A 3,630-nucleotide genomic window follows, 5' to 3' on the forward strand; every position below is an offset into this window, starting at 1 on the left:
GGGGGCGGAATCGAGGAAGTCGACGGAGTGACCGGGCCGGCTAGTCGGGAGCGTCGGTATCGGCTATCTGTCTGATCCGTGACGCGTCCGTCGACGGACTCGACGACCGTCCGCCGACGGCTTCGGGAACCCGGTCGCGCCAAGAGTCGCCCTCTAGCATCCGGCGGCGGATGTCGCTGCCCTCCAGTCGGTCGCGGTCGAACATCGGCGACTGGCGCACCTCGATGCCCGCCTCCTCGAACAGACGGATCACCAGCGGGTTGTTGGAGTAGGCCACCTCGAAATCCGGACACATACTCCGGATGTGGCTGACCCACACGGAGTGGCGGTCGACGTCCTCGATGGGGGACGACGTACGTCCGGAGGTCGAACGCCTCAAGCGCGTTCGAGACCATCATCACACGTTCGCCGGCGGTGAAGGGGTTGCGCGCGGAGTGGGAACTGTCGGCGCTCCCGATGCCGACGACGAGTTCGTCGACGTCCTCGCTGATGTGTTCGACGACCGTCTGGTGGCCGTCGTGGTACGGCTGGAACCGACCGATGTAGAACCCCCGGGTCATAGTCGTTGGTTCCGCCGACTCGTTTATAAACGCCGCGGCTCGACGACGGCTCGTTTGCCCCAGTGAGTCGTTCGGCTAATACCCATATTTCGAACCCATTAGACACTCTACGTAGTATGTAGGACGAACGTACACGACGGGAAAGGGGAGAAAGTATATCAGTCGACAGCCCTTGGATTCCGATGGTAGCCACGGATAGAATGAGTGATACTACAGACACTGACGACGCTCCCGATGCCGACCGGGAGGAAAGCGACGGGTCGGCCCCCGATTCCGGCGACGGGATCGACGGTGACGGTGAGTTGGGTGTCGACAAGGTGTCCACCACCGACGGCGAGGAGGCGGACGCGTCCGACGACGCCACGGAAGCCCCGGTCACGACCAGCGAGTCCGTGACCGGCGAGGACGTCGGCGAGTCGACGGACGACGCCGAACCGCCCGAGGAGATGCCCGACAGCGACGACCTCGGTAGCGACGTGACCGTCGAGGGCGACGACGCCTCGGTCGACGAGGACGACATCCTCGGCGGCCTCGACATCGACACCACCGAGGAGATAGAGGTCCCCGACCGACTGGTCGATCAAGTGATCGGGCAGGAACACGCCCGCGACATCGTGTTGAAGGCGGCCAAACAGCGCCGCCACGTGATGATGATCGGCTCGCCCGGGACGGGCAAGTCGATGCTGGCGAAGGCGATGAGCCAGTTGCTCCCCAAGGAGGACCTACAGGACGTTCTCGTCTACCACAACCCCGACGACGGCAACGAGCCGAAGGTCCGGACGGTCCCCGCCGGGAAGGGCGAACAGATCGTCGACGCCCACAAGGAGGAGGCCCGCAAGCGCAACCAGATGCGCAGCTTCCTCATGTGGATCCTGATCGGCGTCGTGTTCGTCTACGCGGTCATCTTCCGGGGCCAGCTCCTGCTCGGACTGCTGGTGGCCGGTGTGATCTATCTCATCTTCCGGTACAGTTCGCGGGGCAGCGACGCGATGATCCCCAACCTGCTGGTCAATCACGCGAGCCAGCAGACAGCGCCGTTCGAGGACGCCACCGGCGCCCACGCCGGCGCGCTGCTGGGCGACGTCCGCCACGACCCCTTCCAGTCCGGCGGGATGGAGACGCCGAGCCACGACCGCGTCGAGGCCGGCGCCATCCACAAGGCCAACAAGGGCGTGCTGTTCGTCGACGAGATAAACACCCTCGACATCCGGTCCCAGCAGAAGCTGATGACCGCGATTCAGGAGGGCGAGTTCTCGATCACGGGCCAGTCCGAGCGCTCCTCGGGCGCGATGGTCCAGACCGAACCCGTCCCGACGGACTTCGTGATGGTCGCGGCCGGGAACATGGACGCGATGGAGAACATGCACCCCGCGCTCCGGAGCCGTATCAAAGGCTACGGGTACGAGGTGTACATGGACGACACCATCGAGGACGACCCCGAGATGCGGCGCAAGTACGCGCGCTTCGTCGCACAGGAGGTCGAGAAGGACGGTCGGCTCCCGCACTTCACCGAGGACGCCGTCGAGGAGGTCATCCTCGAAGCCCGCCGCCGCGCGGGCCGGAAGGGCCACCTCACGCTGAAGCTGCGTGACCTCGGCGGACTGGTCCGTGTCGCGGGCGACGTGGCCCGCGGCGACGACAAAGAGCGGACCGAACGCGAGGACGTCCTGCAGGCCAAACGCCGCAGCCGCTCCATCGAGCAGCAGCTCGCGGACAACTACATCGAGCGCCGCAAGGACTACGAGCTGACGGTCAACAAGGGCGACGTGGTCGGCCGCGTCAACGGCCTCGCCGTGATGGGCGAGGACTCCGGTATCGTGATGCCCGTGATGGCCGAAGTGACCCCCTCGCAGGGTCCCGGGCAGGTCATCGCCACCGGGAAGCTACAGGAGATAGCCGAGGAATCCGTCCAGAACGTCTCGGCGATCATCAAGAAGTTCTCCGACGAGGACATCTCCGAGAAGGACATCCACATCCAGTTCGTCCAGGCCTACGAGGGCGTCGAGGGCGACTCGGCGTCGATCACCGTCGCGACGGCGGTCATCTCCGCGCTGGAGGAGGTCCCCGTCGAACAGGACGTCGCGATGACCGGCTCGCTGTCGGTCCGTGGCGACGTGCTGCCGGTCGGTGGCGTCACCCACAAGATAGAGGCCGCCGCGAAGACGGGACTGGACACGGTCATCATCCCGAAGGCCAACGAGCAGGACGTGATGATCGAGGACGAGTACAAAGACGACATCGAGATCGTCCCCGTCAGTCACCTCTCGGAGGTGCTCGAGGTCGCACTCGCCGGCGAACCCGAGAAGAACTCGCTGGTCGACCGCCTCCGGAGCATCACCGGACAGGCGCTGGACCGACAGGTCGGACGCAACAGCGGGTCGCCCAGCCCCCAGTAGATGCCCGCTCCCCAGTGGGACGCGTTTCTCGTCGTCACTGGGCTCGTTTTCGCGCTGTTTCTCGGCCTCGCGCGCCTCTCCGCCGGGCCGGTCCGTGACTCGACGCCGAGTGACGACCGCCGCGCGGTGACGCCGGCCGGCGTCGACCCCGGCGTCGGTATCGAACGCGTCGACGTGGCCATCGGCGACCGCGGACCGGCGCTTGAGGGCATCTCGTCGGTCACACTGCTGGCGAACGTCGCGGTCACGCAAGCGCTGTTCGGGGGTGTCGTCCTCGGGACGGCGGTCGTCTTTGCGATTCCGGCCGACGCGCTCGGGGCCGGGAGCTGCTCGCTGACCTCCGCGGCCCGCCGCTGGTCGCCGGCCTCGGTCTCGGTGCGGTGCTATGGGCGCTGAGCGACACCGCCAGTCGGGTCGTCGATGCCCGCGGTATCGACCACGATGAGAGCCTCCGCGAGCTGCTGGCGCCCGAGAGCGCCGGCGGGTGGCTGTTGTTACTCTGTGTCATCCTGCCGCTGATCGCCGGCGTCGAGGAACTGTTGTTCCGCGCGGCGGCCATCGGGGCCGTCGCCGCGGGGACCGGCGTCTCGCCGTGGCCTGGTTGGCGGCTGGTCGTCCTGCGGTCGCGGTTCGGCGCTGGCCACAGCGCGCAGGGCCGGGCGGGGTGGCGCTCA

2 protein-coding genes and 2 pseudogenes are annotated in these 3,630 nt (G+C 66.9%); 3 read left to right on the forward strand and 1 reads right to left on the reverse strand.

Annotation, left to right across the window (positions count from 1 at the left end; genetic code table 11):
• Positions 1–40: 40 nt before the first annotated feature.
• A pseudogene (locus GJ629_RS15000) lies at positions 41–560 on the reverse strand (nicotinamide-nucleotide adenylyltransferase).
• A gap of 200 nt (positions 561–760) precedes the next feature.
• Between GJ629_RS15000 and lonB the strand changes: the two are divergent.
• The 3 genes and pseudogenes from lonB to GJ629_RS15015 all read left to right on the forward strand — a co-directional run.
• Entirely contained in the window at positions 761–2,956 is a 2,196-nt protein-coding gene (lonB, locus tag GJ629_RS15005; protein ID WP_157513738.1) for an ATP-dependent protease LonB, read from the forward strand.
• Positions 2,957–3,352: a hypothetical protein gene (locus GJ629_RS15010; RefSeq protein ID WP_157513739.1), complete on the forward strand. Its 396-nt coding sequence runs from the start codon at positions 2,957–2,959 to the stop codon at positions 3,350–3,352. It abuts the gene before it with no gap.
• Positions 3,337–3,630: pseudogene (locus tag GJ629_RS15015) on the forward strand (CPBP family intramembrane glutamate endopeptidase); the annotation flags it as partial. The gene GJ629_RS15010 and the pseudogene GJ629_RS15015, both read left to right, overlap by 16 nt.

It is taken from the genome of Halapricum sp. CBA1109, from assembly GCF_009741825.1.
Classification (GTDB): Archaea; Halobacteriota; Halobacteria; order Halobacteriales; family Haloarculaceae; genus Halapricum.

Bases quoted from the DNA above. Each gene is read 5' to 3' on its own strand.
- GJ629_RS15010 (WP_157513739.1), top strand. From the start codon at position 2,957: ATGCCCGCTCCCCAGTGGGACGCGTTTCTCGTCGTCACTGGGCTCGTT.
- lonB (WP_157513738.1), top strand. From the start codon at position 761: ATGAGTGATACTACAGACACTGACGACGCTCCCGATGCCGACCGGGAG.